General features: G+C 34.2%; 16 protein-coding genes. 3 read left to right on the top strand and 13 right to left on the bottom strand.

Annotated elements, in window-relative coordinates; genetic code table 11:
* Nucleotides 1–6: 6 nt before the first annotated feature.
* From HMPREF9943_RS04910 to HMPREF9943_RS04860, 11 genes are all read right to left on the bottom strand, one after another.
* Nucleotides 7–198, bottom strand: a complete 192-nt coding sequence (locus HMPREF9943_RS04910; RefSeq protein WP_004802635.1) for a recombinase family protein — start codon at nt 196–198, stop codon at nt 7–9.
* Between the two features lies 1 nt (nt 199).
* Nucleotides 200–1,882, bottom strand: coding sequence for a recombinase family protein (locus HMPREF9943_RS04905; protein ID WP_004802633.1), 1,683 nt, complete (start codon nt 1,880–1,882; stop codon nt 200–202).
* Nucleotides 1,883–3,553 carry a recombinase family protein gene (locus HMPREF9943_RS04900; RefSeq protein WP_004802630.1) on the bottom strand — a complete coding sequence of 557 codons (1,671 nt, stop codon included), beginning with the start codon at nt 3,551–3,553 and terminating at the stop codon, nt 1,883–1,885. It lies immediately after the preceding gene.
* Nucleotides 3,554–3,694: 141 nt separating this feature from the next.
* A complete protein-coding gene (locus HMPREF9943_RS04895) occupies nt 3,695–3,925 on the bottom strand; it encodes a DUF6870 family protein (RefSeq protein WP_004802629.1) in 231 nt (76 codons plus the stop codon).
* 463 nt (nt 3,926–4,388) lie between these two features.
* Complete coding sequence (locus HMPREF9943_RS04890) at nt 4,389–4,799, bottom strand: sigma-70 RNA polymerase sigma factor region 4 domain-containing protein (RefSeq protein WP_004802627.1); 411 nt, start codon at nt 4,797–4,799, stop codon at nt 4,389–4,391.
* Between the two features lie 398 nt (nt 4,800–5,197).
* Nucleotides 5,198–6,922, bottom strand: a complete 1,725-nt coding sequence (locus tag HMPREF9943_RS04885) for an ABC transporter ATP-binding protein (protein ID WP_004802625.1) — start codon at nt 6,920–6,922, stop codon at nt 5,198–5,200.
* A complete protein-coding gene (locus tag HMPREF9943_RS04880; protein WP_004802624.1) occupies nt 6,922–8,664 on the bottom strand; it encodes an ABC transporter ATP-binding protein in 1,743 nt (580 codons plus the stop codon). The genes HMPREF9943_RS04885 and HMPREF9943_RS04880 overlap by 1 nt, the downstream gene beginning before the upstream one ends.
* A 16-nt stretch (nt 8,665–8,680) precedes the next feature.
* Nucleotides 8,681–9,292 carry a TetR/AcrR family transcriptional regulator gene (locus HMPREF9943_RS04875; RefSeq protein ID WP_004802621.1) on the bottom strand — a complete coding sequence of 204 codons (612 nt, stop codon included), beginning with the start codon at nt 9,290–9,292 and terminating at the stop codon, nt 8,681–8,683.
* Nucleotides 9,293–9,459: 167 nt separating this feature from the next.
* Entirely contained in the window at nt 9,460–10,944 is a 1,485-nt protein-coding gene (locus HMPREF9943_RS04870; protein WP_004802618.1) for an ABC transporter ATP-binding protein, read from the bottom strand.
* Complete coding sequence (locus HMPREF9943_RS04865) at nt 10,941–11,684, bottom strand: energy-coupling factor transporter transmembrane component T (protein ID WP_004802617.1); 744 nt, start codon at nt 11,682–11,684, stop codon at nt 10,941–10,943. Before HMPREF9943_RS04865 ends, HMPREF9943_RS04870 begins: the two co-directional genes overlap by 4 nt.
* The gene (locus tag HMPREF9943_RS04860) at nt 11,684–12,295 is read right to left on the bottom strand and encodes an MptD family putative ECF transporter S component (protein ID WP_004802615.1); all 612 of its coding nucleotides are present in this window, start codon (nt 12,293–12,295) and stop codon (nt 11,684–11,686) included. Before HMPREF9943_RS04860 ends, HMPREF9943_RS04865 begins: the two co-directional genes overlap by 1 nt.
* Before the next feature lie 264 nt (nt 12,296–12,559).
* Here HMPREF9943_RS04860 and HMPREF9943_RS04855 point away from each other — a divergent pair, with 264 nt between their 5' ends.
* The 3 genes from HMPREF9943_RS04855 to HMPREF9943_RS04845 all read left to right on the top strand — a co-directional run bounded on the left by HMPREF9943_RS04855 (nt 12,560) and on the right by HMPREF9943_RS04845 (nt 15,515).
* Nucleotides 12,560–13,552, top strand: a complete 993-nt coding sequence (locus HMPREF9943_RS04855; protein WP_004802614.1) for a helix-turn-helix domain-containing protein — start codon at nt 12,560–12,562, stop codon at nt 13,550–13,552.
* A 272-nt stretch (nt 13,553–13,824) separates the two neighbouring features.
* Nucleotides 13,825–14,181, top strand: a complete 357-nt coding sequence (locus HMPREF9943_RS04850; protein ID WP_000013381.1) for a plasmid mobilization protein — start codon at nt 13,825–13,827, stop codon at nt 14,179–14,181.
* A 2-nt stretch (nt 14,182–14,183) separates the two neighbouring features.
* Complete coding sequence (locus HMPREF9943_RS04845) at nt 14,184–15,515, top strand: relaxase/mobilization nuclease domain-containing protein (RefSeq protein ID WP_004802606.1); 1,332 nt, start codon at nt 14,184–14,186, stop codon at nt 15,513–15,515.
* A gap of 67 nt (nt 15,516–15,582) precedes the next feature.
* Here the strand turns inward: HMPREF9943_RS04845 and HMPREF9943_RS04840 are convergent, their stop codons facing one another.
* Together HMPREF9943_RS04840 and HMPREF9943_RS04835 are read right to left on the bottom strand one after the other, a co-directional pair.
* Nucleotides 15,583–16,260, bottom strand: a complete 678-nt coding sequence (locus HMPREF9943_RS04840; protein ID WP_004832508.1) for a hypothetical protein — start codon at nt 16,258–16,260, stop codon at nt 15,583–15,585.
* Between the two features lie 24 nt (nt 16,261–16,284).
* Nucleotides 16,285–21,189: helicase-related protein (locus HMPREF9943_RS04835; protein ID WP_004802602.1), on the bottom strand; the 4,905-nt coding region annotated here is incomplete at its 5' end.

Here is a 21,189-nt window from a genome sequence, read left to right as displayed (position 1 = left end):
GTTACGTTATCCCACTTCAACAAAATTTGTTCCGGTATAGCCATCATCAATATGTTCTCTTATCTTCACTCCAGTAAATTCTTCTCTTGAACTGATATAGTCTTTTAAGATTTCTCTTTGGGAAGTAATGCTGTTACTTTCGTCTTTTAAGTCGTCATCTTCTAAGGAAAGTCTTAAATAAAAATCTACTGTATTCATATCAGCTCCTCCTTGTCTTTCTACCGAGTTTTTCAGTAATCACAGGAGTTTCTTCAAAATTAAATTTGATTTCTATTGTGTTATCTTTCCCTATAAAGATCTTATCAATGATGCTATCTACAAAGTCTTTATCCCATTTCTTTGTTTTACCTTTAAAAAGTGCTGTAAGGTGCTTATGCCTTTCTTCAAGTTCAAATACTTCTTTTTCAAAGATAGCAACTTGTCTTTCTTTTAGGCTTTCGAGTTCTGCTTTCTTTTTACCCAGAAGTCCTTTTTCCCTTTCAAAGTCTTCTTTACTCCACTTGCCCAAAACATATTTTTCATAATACTCACTTTGAAGTCTGCTAAAGCCTAAAATTTTTCTTTCAATTTCAGTTATTTCTTTTTCCTTTTTCTTATCCATCTCTATTTTAAGATTGTCATAAGCATTCAGATAAGCCTTATAACTTTTACTGTTATTTAAAAGAATAGCATCAAAGGCTGCTTTAACAGTTTTTTCAAGAGTAGCCTCTGTAATAGATGTTCCGCATTTTTCTGTTGTAAATTCTCTGAACCGATTACAGCTAAAATAAAATACAGTTTTATTACCGCTTTTTTGCCTGTGTACGCTCATTTTTCTCTTACAAATCCCACAATAGAGTTTTCCTCTAAATACTGTATCATCCTTAGCATTCTTATTTTCTTTTCCACTATTTTTAATGGAATTAGATTTTGAGGAAATTTTCTCCTGTACCTTTTCAAATGTATCAAGCGAGATAATTGCTTCATGGGCATCTTCTGTTATTGTCCAATGTTCTTCGTCAAGCCTTTCTCTCTTTTTACCTTCAAATAAATGCTTTTGATTTCTGCCTTGAATGAGTGTTCCTGTATATACACGATTTTTAAGCACTTGTAATATTGTTGTCGGCATCCACGCTCTTATAAGCTCATTTTCATCAGCTTTAGCTTTTCCAAACTTCCTATAATCAGTTGCTATATATACTTTCTTTTCAAACAGTAACTTTGAAATATCAAGTGTACTAAATCCCTTCAAATACGCATCAAAAATTTCTTTTACGATGGAAGCTGTATTTTCATCAACATATAACCGTCTTACTCCATCTTCATCTTTTCTTGCTGTATAGCCATAAGGAGCCGCACCACAGATGAATCCGCCTTGTTTGATCCTCATCTGATGAGAGCTTGATACTTTCTTTGAAATGTCTTTTGCATAAGTTTCATTTACAATATTCTTCAAGATTACCTCAAGAGATTTATTGGGATCTTCCATGTGAAAGGTATCCAGATTGTCATTAACCGCAATAAATCTTACTCCAAGAAACGGAAATATCTTTTCAATGAAGTTTCCAAGCTCCGTATAATTTCTTCCGAAGCGGGATAGGTCTTTTACAATAATGCAGTTGACTTTTCCCGTCCTTACTTCCCCCATAAGTTTTTCAAAGTCAGGTCTTTCAAATTCTGTCCCTGTCTTTGCGATGTCTTTATATATTCCAACCAATTTATGCCCATCATTTTTCTTTATATAACTTTCACAAAGAGCAATTTGATTTTCAATGGAATCACTCGGCTTTTCTTTTTTATCTCTTGATATTCTTGTGTAAATCGCTGTTTGAAAACTGTTTCCGCTTTCTTTGCTTAACAGAGCTTCTTCCGCTTTTGCCCGCCTGTTCGCTGTCCTTGCCATCTACACCACCTCCTTCATCAGCTCGGAGGATTGCTTTGTGTAGTCGCTTAACTTATCCAGTATATCTGTAGTTTCATCATAGTTAAAATGGATTTCTATCTTTTTTTCTTCCAAAACATAGATTTTATCGACAAGTCTTACAAGAAGCCCTCTTTCTAAGGTGCTTATATTCCTGTACTTTTTAATATCTGACAGGAAGTTTTTGTTTCCCAAACTCTTTTGATAGAGTCTTGAAATTTCTTTATTCTGCTTTTCTAAAATCAGTTCGCTTTCTACGATACGGTTTGTATAAAACTCTCTCATACCGTAAAATTCTTCTTCAGAAATGATTCCTTCTTTTAAGTCCTGATACAGAGCCGATTTTAAAAGTTCAAACTTTGCCTTGCTTTTCTTGGTATATTCCTGTCTTTTATCTATTTTCTGAAAAAGCTCATAAGATACTTCCATTTCTCTTATCTCTTCTGAAATGCTTTCATACTTCCCAAGAGAGTTGATATAATGGCGAATCATCTCAAGTACGCTTAGCTTTAATTCTTCCTGTTTGATTGAATGCCTGCTGCACTCTTTTCCTTTGTTGTACTGGGAGCAGATATAGTAAATAGTGGGAGTTTTCCCTCTCTTATCGACTTTCTTTGTCATTTGAGCATTACAGTCCTTGCAAAATAAAAGACCTGAAAACAAATCCGCTTTCTCCCCAACATTTTTTGCCTTTATATCACATTTCAAAAGTTTTTGGGCAATTTCAAAGTCATAAATATCAATAATAGCTTCATGATTGTCCTCGATTTCAATCCAATCGCTTCTATCCTTGGAAACCACCTTATCCAGCTTATAGTTTATCTTTTCCCGTTTTCCCTGTTGCAGTGTTCCGATATAGATTTCATTGGTTAAAATACGATTAACTGCCGGCGTATCCCATTTGGCAACCGCCTTTGTGCTGAAGCCTGTCTTATACCTTATTCCTTTTGCCTTTTTATGCTCCATCGGTGATGGGATTCCATTATCGTTTAAGTGTTTGGCAATAGAGTAGGAGCTGTACCCTTCAAGCTTCATTGAGAAGATTTTCCGCACCACATATTCCGCTTCTTTATCAATTACTATTTTGTGCTTATCTTCCTTATCTTTTTCATAGCCGTAAGGAGCATAGTTTGATATAAACTGTCCCTGTTTTCTCTTTACCTTGCAGACACTTCTGACCTTTGCGGAAGTATCCCTACAATAATTGTCATTGATGAAGCTTTTAAACGGAATGACCAAGTTCTTTTCCGTTTCACTGGCTGTATAGCTGTCATAATTATCATTTAGGGCAATAAATCTTATATCAAGAGAGGGAAACACTCTTTGCAGGTATCTTCCGCTATCAATATAATCTCTGCCAAATCTGGATAAGTCTTTTACAACAATGCAGTTAATTCTCCCTGTGATGACATCTTCCATCATTTTCTTAAATGCCGGTCTTTCAAAGTTTATCCCTGAATATCCGTCATCGACATATTCTTCTATCAGCTCCATATCCTCATTTTTATCAATGAAGTCATTAATCTGAAGTCTTTGGTTGGAAATGCTGTTGCTTTCCACCTTAAAGCCTTTATCATATTTTTCATCATCTTGTGATAATCTAAGATACATGGCAACTTTGAGAACATCTGTATCTAAATTGTTTTTAGACATAACAAAACCTCCAAACTTTCATATTCTTTTTTAAGGAGAAATATGATAACTTGGAGTCTTTCAGCTCTTATGAAGTTGTATCCCTGTTTGATTCGTATTATACCATAGATTTGTAAAAAAGTCTGCCCCTTTTATCATATTTTAATCAAGAAGCATTGCTTTCTTTTTTAGGTAAGACAAAAAGCAATCCTCCAAACTTCTTCCATTCTCTGCATAGCTACATTTAACAATGACATTTCCGACTTTCATAAAGTACATGGAAAGCGGCTCTGCATTTTTCTTATCTTTTATATTTTCAATATCAGGGACAATTTTCCTGTCTATCTCTTCCGCTGACATGTTTTTATATCTTGCTAATTCTTCTGCATTCATAAAAAACTCCTTTCCCTGTTGTTTTCTTTTTTAAGTTTTATGACATTGGTAGGTGTCTTGGCTGACAACATAGGAATCTCACCTCCGCCCCTTATTCAAGACGAGCCGGCATAAACTGTTGAAGTATCATTATCACTGCCTGTATCAACGAACAGACTGCCACATCTGTTTTTTATGTAATCTTATTTGTCGCTCGCTTCCTTGTTTCCTTGATTTTCTCAGTATTCATTGAACCAAAATATTTTTTAGCAGAAAGGTCTTGGCGTAAGTCATAATTCTCCACAAGCAGATAAAGTCCTACCTTGGTCTATTCAGTTGTCAAAGAACAAAATATTTGAAAGGGATTTTTCTTTCTATTTTCCAATTTGCCTTAACCGGCATTCTCTTCTTCAAGAAAGTAAAAGAGGTCAAACTCCCCTTCACTTTATATAAGGAAAATTTGACCCCTTTGGTTACCGAAATTCTAAATTTCTTCGATAAATTTCTTCAGCTTCTCTAAGATTTTATTTCTTTTCTTAATCAAAGCCGGGTGTGTGATACTTTTTAGCTTTGCTACCGAACGAACGGTTTCGTCCTGAAAGTACAAACGCTCTATAATGTCCCTTTCTTCTGCATTTAACCTTGATATGGCATTTCTGACTGCTTCAATCATCATCTGTGTTTCGGCAATCTTTTCGACATCAACACTTTCATCAATGATGTTCTCTGCAAAATGTCCATCCTGATCCAAGGACGAAAAAAAGAGCAAGTGGTTTTTTCTGTCCACCTGCTCTAAATACTTTTCATGTTCTCTTTCCCGCCAGTAGACTTTGTATATCTCCTCACTGACTTTTACCTTTTGTCCGTTTACATATAGATAAAATTCTTTTTTCATTTCGAAGTCCTCCGTTTCTTTTGACTGACTGTTTTTCAGACAAAAAAAGGAGGACTTCTACATCCGGGCATAAGAAGTCCTCTAAAACGAACACAACTCGTTCTTTTTTGAAATGTATTTAATTGTTTAAGAGAGTATGCGTAAGCACAGACAACTACAAGGATTATAGAAAAAAGGAGTATTTTTATTCCATTTCAATTCTACAAGGTAACTTATACACTTGTTCATCTCCCTTTCCCTCCGTTCATTATAGATAAATATAAGCATCATAAGCACTCCATAAATAAGTGGATAAAGACCAATAACTATCATTGTTATTACTGCCGGAATAGATAACTGAAAGAATAAATCTATCGGTCTTTTGCTATTAATTGTTCTTTCATATTTAACTATTTCTCCTAATACGAATACATTTCAGTCAAATCAGATTTTTCAATCATATTTCTATATAACTGTGATTCATTATAAATTTCATCATGTGTACCATTTGACACAACTTTGCCCTCATCAAGCAAAATTATCTGGTTTACATTTTGAATAGATTTTAATCTATGTGAAATAATGACAACCGTTTTATTCTTTATAAGTTTATTTAATCCTTCTTGAATTTTTGCTTCATTTTCTACATCCAATGAAGCTGCAATTTCGTCAAGAAGAATAATTGGTGCATCTTTCAAAATGGCTCTTGCAATTGAAATTCTCTGTCTTTCACCTCCTGATAATTTTGCCCCATTTTCTCCCACAATTGTTTGTATGCCCTCAGGAAGCCTGTCTGTAATTTCTTGACAACCAGCAATTTTTGCTACTTCTCTTACTTCATCGTCCGTTGCATTCGTATTTCCTATGCGTATATTTTCCATAATAGAAGTGTTAAACAGCACAACATCTTGAAATACGACTGAAATTTTTTTAAATAAGCACTCAGTATCTACTGTTTTAATATCATGACCCCCAATTAAAATCCGACCGCTATCATAATCGTAAAGTCTTGACATCAATTTTAATAATGTTGATTTTCCACAACCTGATGGTCCAATAAGTGCAGTAATTTGGTTCTGTTTTGCTGTAAAAGTAACATTATTGATAACTTTCTTATTTTTCCCTGAATATGAGAAATCCACATTTTGAAAACTAATATCATAATTATCAAAATCTACATTATTTCCAATTTGGACTTTAGTATTTCTTAACTCTTTAATTCTATTAATTCTTGCATCAAGATAAAAAATTTCTCCAAGATACATATAAATACCTTCTAAACCTTCAGAGATTTTAGTTGCTGCAATAATATATCCAACTAAATATAACAAAGGCACCTCATTACTTATAAACATATGGAGTCCAACAACGCTTGTAATACCTATAGATAACTTTGTGATCCATCCAGCCAAGCTTACTGGGAAAGCTTGAACAATTTCTGCACTCATTTGAATTTTTTCAGATTCTTCAAGTTTTTTAGAAATGTTTTCTATTGTATTTTCCTTTAATCCATAACTCTTTATTTCTTGACTCATTTCAATTGATGATTGAAATTCTTCTGAAATCCCTCTTAATTTTTCGTAATGATTTCCTCTCACCTTTATTTGGCTTTTTTTTGATAAATATAAAATACCTGCTGAAATAATCAGTGGAAGTAACACACAAATTCCAAGTTTAAAATCTCCTATTAACATCATCACGCCTATCACAATGAAAAAGTAAACATAGCCAATTGTATGACCTATTGCGTGAGCTAAAGCATGTTCAATTGCCGCAACATCTGCCATAACTGTCTGTGAAAGATCAGAGATATCATGTTTTGAAAAATAATCTAATGGCAATTTTTTTAGTATATCCGCTATTTCGATTCTTAAATTGGCAGATTCTTTATAAGTTTCGTTGTATGTGGTTTTATAATTCATATTTGTTGCCACATAAACAAGTATTATGATTATCCCAATTCCTAAAACATAAGTTTCAAGTCCATGCCCTTTATTTTCTAAAATAGATTGCACAAAAAACATCATTAAAATCATTGGAAGCATATAAATAGCATAATATGCAAATGAAGACCATACGGATTTTTCCAGACCTTTTGCTCCGGCTTCAGTTAATTGAAATTTCTTTTGTAAATATTTTCTCATTACATTACCCTCCAATCATTTGCTTTTTCATACAAGTTTTGAAGTTCTCTATATCTTCCATTTAAATTCATTAGATTTGTATCATTACCTCGCTCAATAACTTTGCCATTTTCAATGAACAATATCTCATCAACATTTCTAATTGAAGATAATCTGTGAGCAATCATAATGGTTGTTTTCCCTTTCATTAAATTTGAAAAAGCTTGTTGAAGTTCATACTCGTTTTCGGGATCTGCGGCAGCTGAAGCTTCATCGAGTATAATAATCTTAGATTTTTTCAAAATAGCTCTTGCAATGGCAACCCTTTGTACTTCACCACCTGATAAATGCACTCCCTTTGAGCCTATAATGGTATTCTCCTTTTCAGGAAATTTTGCCAAAATACTTTCGCACTTTGCCAAATGCAGAGCATTCATAATTTCTTCTCTTGTCGCATTTTGGTCACCCATTTTTACATTTTCATAAATAGAGGTTTTAAATAATTTTGAGTTTTGAAATACAAATGAAATATTTTGAAGTAATGTTTCCTCGCTATATTCTCGTATATCATAACCACCAATTTTTATACTGCCACTATTTAAAGAATAAAAACCTGATATCAATTTCGCTATCGTTGACTTCCCTGACCCAGATGGTCCAACTAAAGCAAAAGTTTTTCCCTCATCTAACTTAAAGCTCAAATTTTCTATAATATATTTTTCATCATATTTAAAGAAAACCCTATCAAACTCAATATCATAATGTTTAAATTCTTTTCTTTCACCATGTTCTAATTTTTCATTCTTCATTCCATCTATCAAATTCTCTAAACGATCTATTACCTGTCCGGCATTAAAGTTATTTTGTGAAGCAAACATAACTTTCATAAATGATGAAAATATAACCCCAGAAAAACAAGTAAAGAAGATTACTTTTGCAAGAATCATCCCAGCTTGTTCTCCTTTTGTTATAAAATACATACTGCAAGGAATACATATCAAATAATAGGTATTAAATAACGTTTGAAATGACACATACGGCTTTCTGCAACTTAAGGAATATTCATAAGTGTTTTTTGAGTATTGGAGAATTGCATCCAATAAACTTTTATAGGAACGAACGGTTATCCCAAAAATCTTCAATACTTGCATTCCTCTAACATATTCAATTATCTCTGAACTCATTTTCTCCAGAGAATTAGAATATGCCATCATAAATTCTTCTCCACCATACATTGATTTGTATTGAAAAATACCTACTACAATTGTTATAGCCAACAAAATACCAAGTCTATAATCAACAGCAAAGGTCATAATAAACATTAAAATTGGCAACATTCCTGCAACAACATTATCAGGAATCAAATGTGCCACTGTAGAATGTGTTTCTCCAGCATTATCGTCAATAATCTTTCTTACTTTCCCTGACGGATTCGTATCAAAGAAAGCAAAAGAAGCATTGATTAGATTTTTTAACCCAGTTTTTCTGATATTTGTTTCTAATCTAAAACCAAGCATATGTGATACCATCAATGCCACAAAGTAAATAACTCCATACGATACCATATAGATTACAATCAATTTACTATCTTTTAGAGCCGCACTATAATCTTTGGTAACTAATAATTCGCAAAACAAATCCCACAAATACCAGTAAGAAGCCATTAAACATATTGTGGAAATAGCAGCTAATAGCATTGAACCATATGCGAATGTTTTTCTTTCAGGAACATACTTAAATAATTTTTTGTATAATTTAAACATTTTTCTTCTCCAAATCTTATATTCTCAGCAAATCTTTCCATCCAGCATAGAAAAATTTTTTAACGTGTTGAATGTAAATATTAGCTTCATTTAAATTCATATTTTGGGAAAGAGGTACTAAAATTCCCTTTATATATGAACTGACTAATATATGAACAAGTTCATACAAAATAAATTCATCTACATCACTTTTATTGTTAGTTCTAATAAATTGCATTGTTGCATCCGTAATTATTTTAGAAATCTCATCAAAATAGAACTCATATTTTGTTCCACCTGATAAATTCAAAATCATTAAAAAATCTTCCTTGTATTCATATATTAATCCAATGAATCCATCTTCATTCTCCCAATTTCTAAAGACACAATTTATTTGTTCTTCTTTGGGTAATTTTTTGTAAGCGCTATGTTCTTTGTCAAGAAATTCTTTGAGTCTATTTGCAGGTTTTTCAACTAAGCTATTAAATAAATCTTCTTTAGTACTAAATCTCTTGTATAACGCTCCAGTAGTTATGCCTGCATTTTTACAAATTACATTTAAAGAGGATTTTTCAAACCCATTCCGTTTAAATTCTTTTTTTGCATTTTCCAACAATCTAGGAGTAATGCTAATATCTTGGTTCGCCATAAAATTCCCCCTTGTACATTGATAATAGTACTATCAATTATGTTATTTTTTTGCAAGAGGCATCTTAGTACCTCTTGCATAAGCAAAATCAAAACAAACAATAAAGTTGCTGATTTATTTTGTCCATTATTTTAAAAAAGAAGCTAAAGCTTAATCCATCATTTCATCTACATGTAAACCTGATTCCAAAATTCTTGAAGTGTCTCCTGTATTGCCATATCATCTATATTTCCAATACATTTTACTTCTCCACATTCAAGAAATAGAATATAATCACAGCATCTTGAAACAAGCTCCGAATCATGCGTAATCACAAATTGCGTTCGTCCCGCCGCCTTCATACGCTTTATAGCATCTGCCACCTCAATCATATGAATATAATCAAGTCCACTAGTCGGTTCATCATATATGAGAAATCTTTTATCAGATGCAAGCGCACTAGCCATTGCAACACGTTGTTTTTGCCCTCCAGACAAAGACATGGGATGAGAGTCTTTAAATTCTTCCAGCCCTAACTCTTTCAGAATTATATTTGTTTTTTTCTCCTGTTCTTCATGGGACAATCCTAACCTCTCCATAGATAATCTGACTTCTTCAAATACACTTTCGGTAAAAAGCTGCTGATTTACATCCTGCATAACAATATAAGTACTTTCGATTCGATTTTTTCTTTTAAAACTTTCTCCATTTAGAAAGATATCCCCTTTCGACCTCTTTTCCAAACCACAGAAAGCACGTCCGAAAGTAGATTTACCTGCTCCATTGTTTCCAACAATGCCGATAATAGACTTTTCCGGAAGGTTTATATAAGGAATAGAAAATGCAGGTTTATCTTCTCCTTTGTAAGTATAACTAAAATCAACGAACTCTATTTTTCCAGCATTATCCGTTTCTCTATTCTCTTTTTGAAATTCAGGCTTACTTCTAAGCCCCATAATTTTTAATTGTTCTTTACTGATTTTCTTAAATTGTTCTATTGTGTAATCATTTATAATTCGTCCATTTTTTATATATATTACACGATCAGCCAAATCCATCAGCCATTCCAAACGATGTTCCGCAATTATCACCGTTTTTCTATCCTGCTTCCATTTTTTAATAATCTTTCGCAACTGTGCGATAATATGTGTGTCTAAATTGGAAGTAGGCTCGTCCATAACGACTATTGGAGGATTAGGTGCTGTAGCGGAGGCACAAGCAACCCTCTGTTTTTCCCCTCCAGATAGAGAAAAAAGACTTTTCCCTAACAATGTAGTAATATCAAGAGCTTCAACAATATTTTCAAAACGTTCAAAAATAAGTTGTTTTTCCATTCCAAGATTTTCACATGTGAATACTACTTCTGTATCTGTTTTAACTGTATAAAACTGGGCTTTGGGATTCTGAAATACTGATCCTACATAATACGCTAACTGATACAGTTCACATTCAGCTACATTGTTTCCACAAACAAAAACTTCACCTGACATTTCCCCTTCATAAAAATGCGGAACTAGACCATTTATCATTCTTGTAAGAGTTGTTTTCCCACAACCAGATTCACCACAAAGCACGACAACTTGACCTTCTGGAATATTTAAACTCACATCCCGCATACCAGCATCTCTCTGCCCATTTTTATATAAAAAACTTGCATTTTTGAATTTAATCATATAGCCACCTTTTGTTTATACATCACAATAAAATAAAGAGTATAAAAGATAATCAAACTGCCGAAAACAAGATAATCTCTCCACTTAAACCCAATATTACTTACATTGGTTCTTTCATTAGGTGCTGCAAGTCCCCTTGTAAGTGCAGAGGCAGCCAAATCATTTCCTATAGATACGATACTTGTTAAAAATGGAACCATCCTAAACTCTAACATCATAAGAGGATTGCGAAAAGAATCTATCCCTCGCAATTTCATAGCATCTCGCACATTGATATATTCTTCTCTAATAGTAGGAAAAAAGCGAAATGTTACTGAAATAGGAACTGTTAGTTTTTTCGTAACGTGCATTCTATCCATAGCTGCAATAAACTCCCCTACAGACGTTGTAGAAAACATAAAATATGCCATCATATATCCCGGAATAATTTCTACGGAAAATGCAATTATCCCCGTAAATAAGATATTAAACCAAGTTGGTAAATACGGTGCAAGAAGGTTGGGAACAAATAGTGCAAAAAGGTACAAAACAAAAAAATATACTACTGCCCGTAACTTCTTTAAAACAACCAAAAAAACAAATGGCAAAAGAGAAAGTATTGTGTGAAAAATTTTTAAATAGCCAATGGGGGAGCCACTAAGCAAAGTAGTTGATACAAGAAGGCACATTAATATCTTTGTACGTGGATCAAGATATAGTTTATCTGCTGTCGCATTTTTCTGATATAATTCAGAAATCATTATATCAACCCACTTCTTTCAAAATGTTTCCTCAAAACTTTACGACCAATCAGCCCGCCAAGAAAACCACCAACAAAGCATGAGACAATTAAAAGAGGGAATAACCACCAGTTACTATGAAACCATCCATAAACAGAATACATAAATGTTTCTCCATAGCTAGCTGCCTTATTCTTTAACCATTCCTGACTCGCTGTGAGCCAATGTACATAATTTCCTGCAATACATATACTCGATACTGCATACGCAAGAACGCAACCCATACTCTTTTGATATTTAGAAACTTTTAAAATAAGTTCCCCAATAGCTCCTGTTATGATTGCCCAAATCAAGAGATCATATCCCATTCCCGTTAAAATCATGGCTATTCCAATTACAGTCTGCAAAATCATTAGCATTCCAAATTTTCTTATTTTTGTAAAATAAAGCATCATTGGAATACCTTCTATAAATGGGACAACAAAAGTGAGAAGTAAAAAACCAATTGGAATCAGTCCCAAAGTGCATGCGACTGCAATAATAATAACCACATAAATCGCTGAAAAAATCCCAGCATTGATTAAATCTTTACCATTTAATCTGTTTGGATTCGAACCTTTCTTATCTGTCATGTAATACATCCTCCTTAATTTTTTATATTTACGCTTGATACTCAAGAAACATCATTTAGTATTTTATCCAATACATATTATTAATTTATAAACTCATTTTACTTGATTTTCCTTGTGGTTCAGCATATAATATATACAAAAAGTTAGACCTAGCTAACTAATATATTTAGTATAATATTCAAAGTTATCCTTTGCAATATCTCCAAATTTTGTTTGGACATTATACTAAAAATTTTGGACATTTTATAAAAAGGAGCGCCGCAAATGTATGCTGATAAATTTTATTCCGGTTTATTTTCTCAACTAAATCTAAATCCTGATAAATCTGGTATCAAACCCAGTGGTGGTTTTACCATGGTGCCAAAAGATAGTACTGGCGAAGGATATCTATGGACATACCCTGTAAATGCATTTTGTTCTATAAATATTTACCATCTTTGTTTTTATAATGAAATGCATTACAGATATTATCACCCTAAAATGTTGGTACTTTCCCAAAGTTCATTTTATGTTGCAAGAGCAATAAAAAAAAATTCTTGTAATCAAAAAAATCAACTTATTGGTTATTACCTTGATAATGGCGAGCATGAATATACAATTCCTGCTGGGATTTGGTTAGACAGTGTTGGAGTTTCAATTTTCCCTGAATATTACGAAGAATACCTTCCAAAAATATTTCATCAAGACTTTTCTTCACTTTCAGAAATAGTCCCTCGAATTGGTACAGACCTATTTATACCAAAAATCTCAACAATACTTGATGATATTGCCACATACACACCAACATCAGAAATCTCGGAATTATTCTATGAGGCTAAAATATTAGAAATAATCGCAGCATTTTTATCTTGGAAAAGCAATGCTGTTCACAATGTTATAGACAAAGAAGATTCAGAAGCACTTCATCGTCTTGGTCACTATTTAGAACAAAACTTTTCCAATCCAACGAACATTCAAATGTATGCACGCATGTGCAATATGAGCAAATCTAAACTGTCGGAAATGTTTCATTCTATATATGGATGCACCATTGTAGAATTTATTATGAACTACAGGATAGATAAAGCAAAAAGATTATTATTAGAAAATGATTTATCTATTCAACAGATTGCTACAACCGTAGGCTATTCTCATCAAAGCAGTTTTACCTATATTTTCAAACAACATGTGGGATGCACGCCACGTGAATATAGAAAAGATAATTCTAATTTTCACAGCATTAGTTCTACAATTTCAACTTCTAAAAACCATTTATGATATTAACAGTTCTGTAACCTCAATCATTATCTGTATTTTGGCAATCTTTATATAGAATAGCCCACGATTATTTGTTATAATATAGTTACAAATTCAAAACTTGCTTAACGCTGTTCTTATACTATTAGTATATGAGCAAGCACAGTAAGTGTACGGACACTTACGGAAAATTGACGAAGCAGCCCTTGGGGATCTGCTTCTTTTTTTATCAATTTTTAGCTTGTTAGGGAGAACCCTAAGACCCCGAAATACATTCAAAGGAGGAACTAACTATGGCAAATAGAATAAGAAACGAAAGACTTGAAATTAAACTAACTGAAGAAGAAAAGGCTCTTTTTGAAGAGAAAAAAAGACTTGCGAAGTGTAGAAACATGAGCCATTTCATCCGCAAATGCGTTTTGGAAAAGGAAATTTATCAAGTGGATTTAGAGCCTTTCAGAGATTTACAAGGCTTACTTTCTAATGCCACAAACAACATCAATCAGATTGCAAAGCGAGTAAATTCGACAGGTGTAATCTACAAAGAGGACATAGGTGATATAAAAAAAGAGATTGAACATTTCTCAAAAGAGCTGTGGCAAATTCATTCACTACTTCTGAAGAGAACATCTGAAACGGAAGGTGAATAATAATGGCTATTACAAAAATACACCCAATAAAATCGACTCTTAATCTTGCTATCGACTACATTGTAAATGGAGATAAAACAGATGAGCAGATTTTAGTCAGCACTCATAAATGCCATCAGGAAACTGCCCATACACAATTTTTAAGGACACGAAATGATGCAGGAACAAAGGGAAATGTTCTTGCAAGGCATCTTATTCAATCCTTTTTACCGGGAGAAACTACGCCTGAAATAGCACACCAGATTGGCATGGAGCTGTGTAAAAAGATATTAAAAAATGAGTATGAATTTGTCTTATCTACTCACATAGACAAAGGACATATTCATAATCACATCATATTCAACAATGTAAATATGGTAACGGGTAGATGCTACCAGTCTAATAAGAAAAGCTATCATCAAATCCGTTATCAGAGCGACAAGCTATGCAAAGAAAACAACCTATCTGTGATTGATGAGTTCTACGAGAGCTATAAGAGAAAGTACAAAACAAAGGGTAAGTCATGGTATGAAAATGAGCAATCTAAGAAAGGTACTTCTTGGAAAAGTAAACTTCAATTTGACATTGATCGTTTGATAAAACAGTCTAAGGATTGGGAAGAATTTTTAAAGAAGATGGCTGATCTTGGCTATGAAATCAAATACGGTAAGCACATTGCTTTTAAGCCAAAAAATAAGGCAAGATTTACAAGGACTAAAACAATCGGAGAAGATTATACCGAAGAAAGATTAAAAGAACGAATTGCAAAAAGAGAGTTTATCAAGACTCCCGCCGTCAAAAAACGCATCGGCAATGTTATTGACATGAACTCCAATGCAAAGGTAAAGGAAAGCAAAGGCTACGAATATTGGGCAACCAAACATAACCTTCATACAATGGCTGAGTCTGTTATTTATATCAGAGAACATGGCATTAAATCCGTTAAACAGCTTGACGAGTATATTCAAAAAGCAGCAGATGAAAGGCAAAATATACAAGAGAAAATCAAGGCTATTGATAAGGAAATGCAGAAGCTTTCCACCACTATGGAGCAAGTTCATACCGTTAAAAAATACAGAGCGTGCTACAAGGAATATACTGCTAATCCGTCTGACAAGGCATTTTTTGAAGAATATAAAGCTCAGATTACCCTATATGAAAATGCTCTCTCAGAGCTTAAAAAATCTTATTCCAAGCTCCCAAATTCAAAGGATATTTTAGCTGAGTTTGATAAATTACAAGAAAAAAAGAATAGCCTTATGCAAGAGTATTCTTCCTCAAAATCCACTATGGACGAGCTTTATAAGATACGAAAAAATTACGGAATTTATATGGATAAGGAGATGGAGAGATAATCTTTATCTCCTTTTTTCGCAAATAAAAAAGAGTCGGTGCAGTCCCAAGACCACACCGACCATAAGTTTATCTCTCAGCTTCTTTTGATGTTTCTTTCTTTTCTTTAGGCTTTTCCTTATCTTCAGCCTGATATTTTTTGATAGCTCCAAGTACAGACTCTTTCTTTTCTTCTTGCCCTTTCATCTGTTCTTTTGCCTTTAACAGTTTTGAAGAAAGTACCCTGATGTTGGTATGTTCTTTACCGTTGTCATCAACAGAAGTTCTGATTTGTCCAAAAAGCTTAACAAAATCTCCCTGCTTAAAGTCCTTTGGAATATCACTCTTTTCTCCGTATGCAGAGCAATTATGATATACTTTATCTCCTTCATCATTTTTTGAAACAACGGAGAAATTCGCCACCTTAAAGGTTTCTCCGTTCTTATTCTCCCTTTCAACTATATCGACCTTTCCTACAATATTTCCAACGATATTGACAAGGTTATCTTTTTCTGTCTGTACATAAGGCAGGTCTTTTATCTGCCCCTGTTCTCTTAATTCTTCAATCATATAGTCAAATTCCTCATGTAGCAAATTAACGGTGTCATTGTCCATATAAGCGTCATATAGCTTGTCCAAAGCACTTTCATCATTGATGCCTTTTTCCATGCTTATAATCGCCTTTACAAAGTCCTTGTGGTTATCATTTACCATATCTTCTATTTGATTTCTCATTGCTTTGTAATCCATGTTTTTATCTCCTTTCATGGCAAAAGGGAGATTGCCCTCCCCTTATCTTAAAATTTCCTGTTCTTTTGTTTTTTGCTTTTCTTCTGTTTTACTTTCATTTTGATAGGCTCTTATCTGATCTAAAATAGACGGCTTATCCTCTGATTTTTGTGTGTTTTCTTCTTTGATATGAAAATTGTCCTCCACATCATAGGTTGACTCAAAATAATCACTGTCCTTAAAGTCATTATCATATCTATCCGGAATACCGTCATTATCGAGGTCTTTTGCAAGTGGATCATAGAAGTTTCCTTCATCATCAATATCGAGTCCCATTGCTGCTCTTAAATCTTCGGAATCAACATAAACTAAATCACTAAAAGAGGACATTTCTATTTCATTTTTCATATTCTTTAGAGCTTCTTTTTCTCTCTTATTTTCGTAATCAAAGCTCTCTGTTTTGATTGGCGTGTCATCAATATACTGAGTCCATGTCTTATCCTCTAAATTCAGTTCATACTGAATACCATGCCTTTCATCGGGTGTATTGGTATAGGCGATGCCTATATGCTTCAAATCAGGGTACAAGGTATTAAATTCATCATAGCTATGATTTTCTTCGTACTCTCTATTACAGAAGTCAATGATTGCTCTTTTTATATCTTCTATAAGCGGATTATCATTTCTCTTTTCTTCCACTTCTCCCATATCAAGGAGCTTATTCAGTTCTGCAAGTCTTAATACCTTACCTTTCAGCTCATCGGCTTTTTCAAAAGGCTTTTTTAATTCTTCTTTGGCATTTTCCAGTTGTTCCTTTGTGCTGATAAGTTTTTCTTCAAGTCTATTTAATTTCTCAGGCATTTTCTCAATGGCATTATCCAGTCTTATGATATTACCGTCTGCACTTGTGCCAAGCTCTCCTGAATGCTTTGCAGCACCATTTAAGCTGAAATTATGCTCATTGGTAAAGAAGTTATAACTGACCTCTAAATCCATATTTCTATACTTGCCTATCATCTTACTTTCATTGATTTTTACGGTCTTGATAGCTTCAAGTAGCTTTTCTCCTGCAATCTTTTTATCAAATATTCTCTCGTCTTTTATGGTAATCGAAGTAAACTTTTCCTCACCCTCTGCTTTAGGTTCTACATTTGCCATATCTTTCTTTACAGCTTCAATGAGTTTTTCCGTCCTTGCGATTTCTTCCGGATAGTTTTTTGCGACCTTATCCTCTAACCTGTAACGATTGGACTTGAAGTTTGCTTCCAGCATTTTAAGTTTTGTAACTTCATTATCCAGATCCATCTTTTCCTTGATTTTTGGATCACCTGTTGCAAGAGCCTTTATCTCAGCGTAGTTAAGGGAGCTTTCGTCCACATCTTCCGCAACACGAACGGGAGTTTTTGAAGTCATAATCTGTGAAATGAATTTCTGCTTATTTTCTATGGTCTGCCAAAGGTACGCATCAAAGGTATTCTCCGTTACATAACGATAGATATTAACCTCTTTATTTTCATTTCCCTGTCTTACAATTCTTCCTGCTCTCTGCTCTAAATCAGCAGGACGCCAAGGCACGTCCAAATCATGAAGTGCAATTAGCTTGTTTTGCACATTCGTACCTGCGCCCATTTTTTGTGTTGATCCCATGAGGATACGAATTTCTCCCTTACGCACTTTTGCAAAGAGTTCATCTTTCTGCTTGTCTGAGTTCGCTTCGTGAATAAAGGCTATTTCTTGTTTCGGAATTCCCATTGCAACAAGTTTTTCTCTAATATCATCATAGATATTAAACTCTCCATCGCCTTTCGGTGTGGACATATCGGAAAATAGAAGCTGTGTTGACCTATCATCTTTAGTCTTATCCCAAATGGCAAACACATTTTTCACGCAGACATTGACCTTGCTGTCAGGATTATCGGGTAGTAGAGGATTGATTAAACGCTGGTCTAAGGCAAGTTTCTTACCGTCATTGGTGATTTTCAGCATATTATCCTCATCAGGCTCTACCGCTTTGTTTCTGACATCATCAGCTCTTTCAGATAGGCTCTTTAGGATTTCCTTTTGTTCTTCACTTGGCAAAGTCTTAATAACTTCATAGTGTGCTTCAGGTGTTGGAAGATTGAGCATATCCGCTGTTTGAATGTCAGCCACTTCTTTAAACATACTCATTAGCTCAGGCAGATTATAAAACTTTGAAAATCTTGTCTTAACTCTATACCCCGTTCCCTCCGGAGAAAGCTCAAAAGCAGACTGCGTTTCTCCAAAAGTAGAAGCCCAAGAGTCAAAATGCTCCAAGTGATTTTTCTTTAGGTTTTCATACTGAAGATAACGCTGCATGGTATAAAGCTCTGTCATAGAGTTACTTACAGGCGTTCCTGTAGCAAAAACTATCCCTTTACCATTTGTCATTTCATCCATATATCTACACTTCATAAACATATCGGAGGACTTAAATGCTTCACTTTGACCGATACCTGCTACATTCCTCATTTTTGTGTAGAGATAGAGATTTTTGTAATTGTGTGCTTCGTCGATAAATAGCTTATCTACGCCGAGTTCTTCAAAGGTAATAACATCATCTTTCTTAAAATCATCATTTAATTTTTCAAGTCTTGTTTCAAGTTTCTTCTTGGTCTTTTCAAGCTGTTTTACTGTAAAGTTCTGATTTCTATCATGCTTATATTCCTCCACATAGTTAATGATTTCATCAATCTGATCCTGAATATGTTTCTCCTGATATTCCTTACTCATAGGAATTTTTTCAAACTGCGTATGCCCGATGACAACGGCATCATACTCTCCTGTGGCAATTTTACCGATAAATCTTTTTCTGTTTTTCGGCTCAAAATCTTTCTTATCTGCCACCATAATATTAGCTGACGGATATAGCTGCATAAACTCTCTGCCGATTTGCCCTGTCAAGTGATTCGGAACGACAAAAAGAGATTTACTGCACATTCCAAGTCTTTTACTTTCCATTGCGGAAGCTACCATTTCAAAAGTCTTACCACTTCCCACTACATGGGCAAGCAGCGTATTTCCTCCGTACAGACTTCTTGCAATAGCATTTCTTTGATGAGATCTTAAATCAATTTCTGTGGTCATTCCCTCAAAAGAAAGGTTACTTCCGTCATATTCTCTGTTACGGATGGAGTTAAAACGCTCATTATATAGCTTTACAAGCCTGTTTCTTCTTTCCTGATCACTAAATATCCAATTCTTAAATTCTTCTTTTAGAAGCTCCTGCTTCTGTCCTGCAAGAAGCGTTTCTTTTTTATTTAGCACAGAAGTTTTTGAGCCGTCCGAATTTACAATCTGGTCAAATACCTTTGTTTCTTTTAAATTTAGGGCATCTTCAATCAGCTTATAGGCATTTACCCTTGATGTACCGTAGGTCATTTCAGCAAGGTCATTTCCTCTGTCCTTGCTTTTTCCCTCAATATTCCATTCGCTTGTGAGATTTGAAAATTTAACCTTAATATCCCATCTTGCCCAGCCCGGAGTTTTCAGTGTTTCAAAGATAAACTTTTCAATATCTTTTATCGGTATCCAAGTTGCTCCAAGACGAACATTTATCTCACTTGCTTCAAGCTCCTTTGGTAAAACTTTGGTAAGCTCTGCCTTTTGGTATTCCAATCGGTTCATCTCATAGCTTATCAGTTCTTTTTCTTTGCCATCTTCCGCATATCCAAGATGAGGTAGTTCTCTTTCTGTTTGTCTAATTTTTGATAGATAACTGTCAACAATCGCAATCTTATCTCTGATATTTCCTGATAGGTACTCGTCTTTTGTTACATAACCATATTTATATGAATTGCTGCCATTTGCACAGGCAAAAGGTAAATCCCCATCTTCGAGGTTAAAGGATAACGGTCTATAAAAGTTTTGTTCTTCTCTAATATTTAAGTAGATTTCTCCCCTTAATTCTTCTATCAACGTTGGTCTGTCTTTTCCTGTAAGACTTCCCATATAGTCAAAGTCCACATAACCTTTTTCAGACATAGATAGCACAAGAGCTTCAAGAGAAGTATCTACATGGTCGATTATCTTTGCCTTTGTGATGGTTCTCTTACTGAAAATATCGCCCTTTGCCTTAAAATTTTCTTCTTCATCAAGGATTTCTATGGAGGAAACAAGTGGGAAATTGCTATCCTCTTTTAAGGCTCTGGTATTGCTTAAATTATTTATAAAGCCATGCTTCTTTGAAAAGTTGTCATAGACTTCATTGAGCTTTTCTTGAGCTTTCTTTACCTCATCATCGGAATAGTCCTCTTTCTGCTTGTAGATAACATCTTTAAGGGCAGTATTCAGTTCAAGATAGTCCTTAATCTTTTCCTTATTTTTCTCCGTTACTTCTTTCTTTACGAAAAGTGAGTTTTCTCTGTAATAGACTTCACCATCAATAACGGTATAGGAAAAGTTTTTGACATCATCCGTTGCAGGAACTGAAGTAATTTCATCATCTAAAAGCTCTATTTCTTCATAAGTTGATCCTTTGGATATTTCTTCACTTGCTTTTGTCAGAAGCTCTTTTAAGTCGGCATTTTCTTTCGGCAGGCACGCAAGTGTGTTTCCAAATCTTCCTGAAACTTCACGCATTGTGCCGAGTACCTGTTCAGGATGATCGACAAAGTATTTATTATATACAAACCCCTTTTCATCTTCAGCAAGGTGAATCCAGTCCTCATCCCTTTCTCTGATACTGTCCCTTTTCTTTAGGAAGATAATATCTGAAGTTACTTCTGTTCCGGCCACACCCTTAAAGGTGTCGTTCGGAAGTCTGATTGCCCCTAAAAACTCGGCTCTTGCTGCAAGATACCTTCTTACGCTTTCATCTTTTTTATCCATTGTTCCACTTGATGTGATAAAGGCGATAATGCCGCCGTTACGAACCTTATCAATGGACTTAGCAAAGAAATAGTCGTGGATAAGGAAGTTGTTTTTGTTATACTCCCTGTCATTTACCTT

Origin of the sequence: Eggerthia catenaformis OT 569 = DSM 20559 (assembly GCF_000340375.1) — a bacterium.
GTDB classification, from domain to species: domain Bacteria; phylum Bacillota_I; class Bacilli_A; order Erysipelotrichales; family Coprobacillaceae; genus Eggerthia; species Eggerthia catenaformis.
This window is presented reverse-complemented; position numbering and strand designations above follow the sequence as displayed.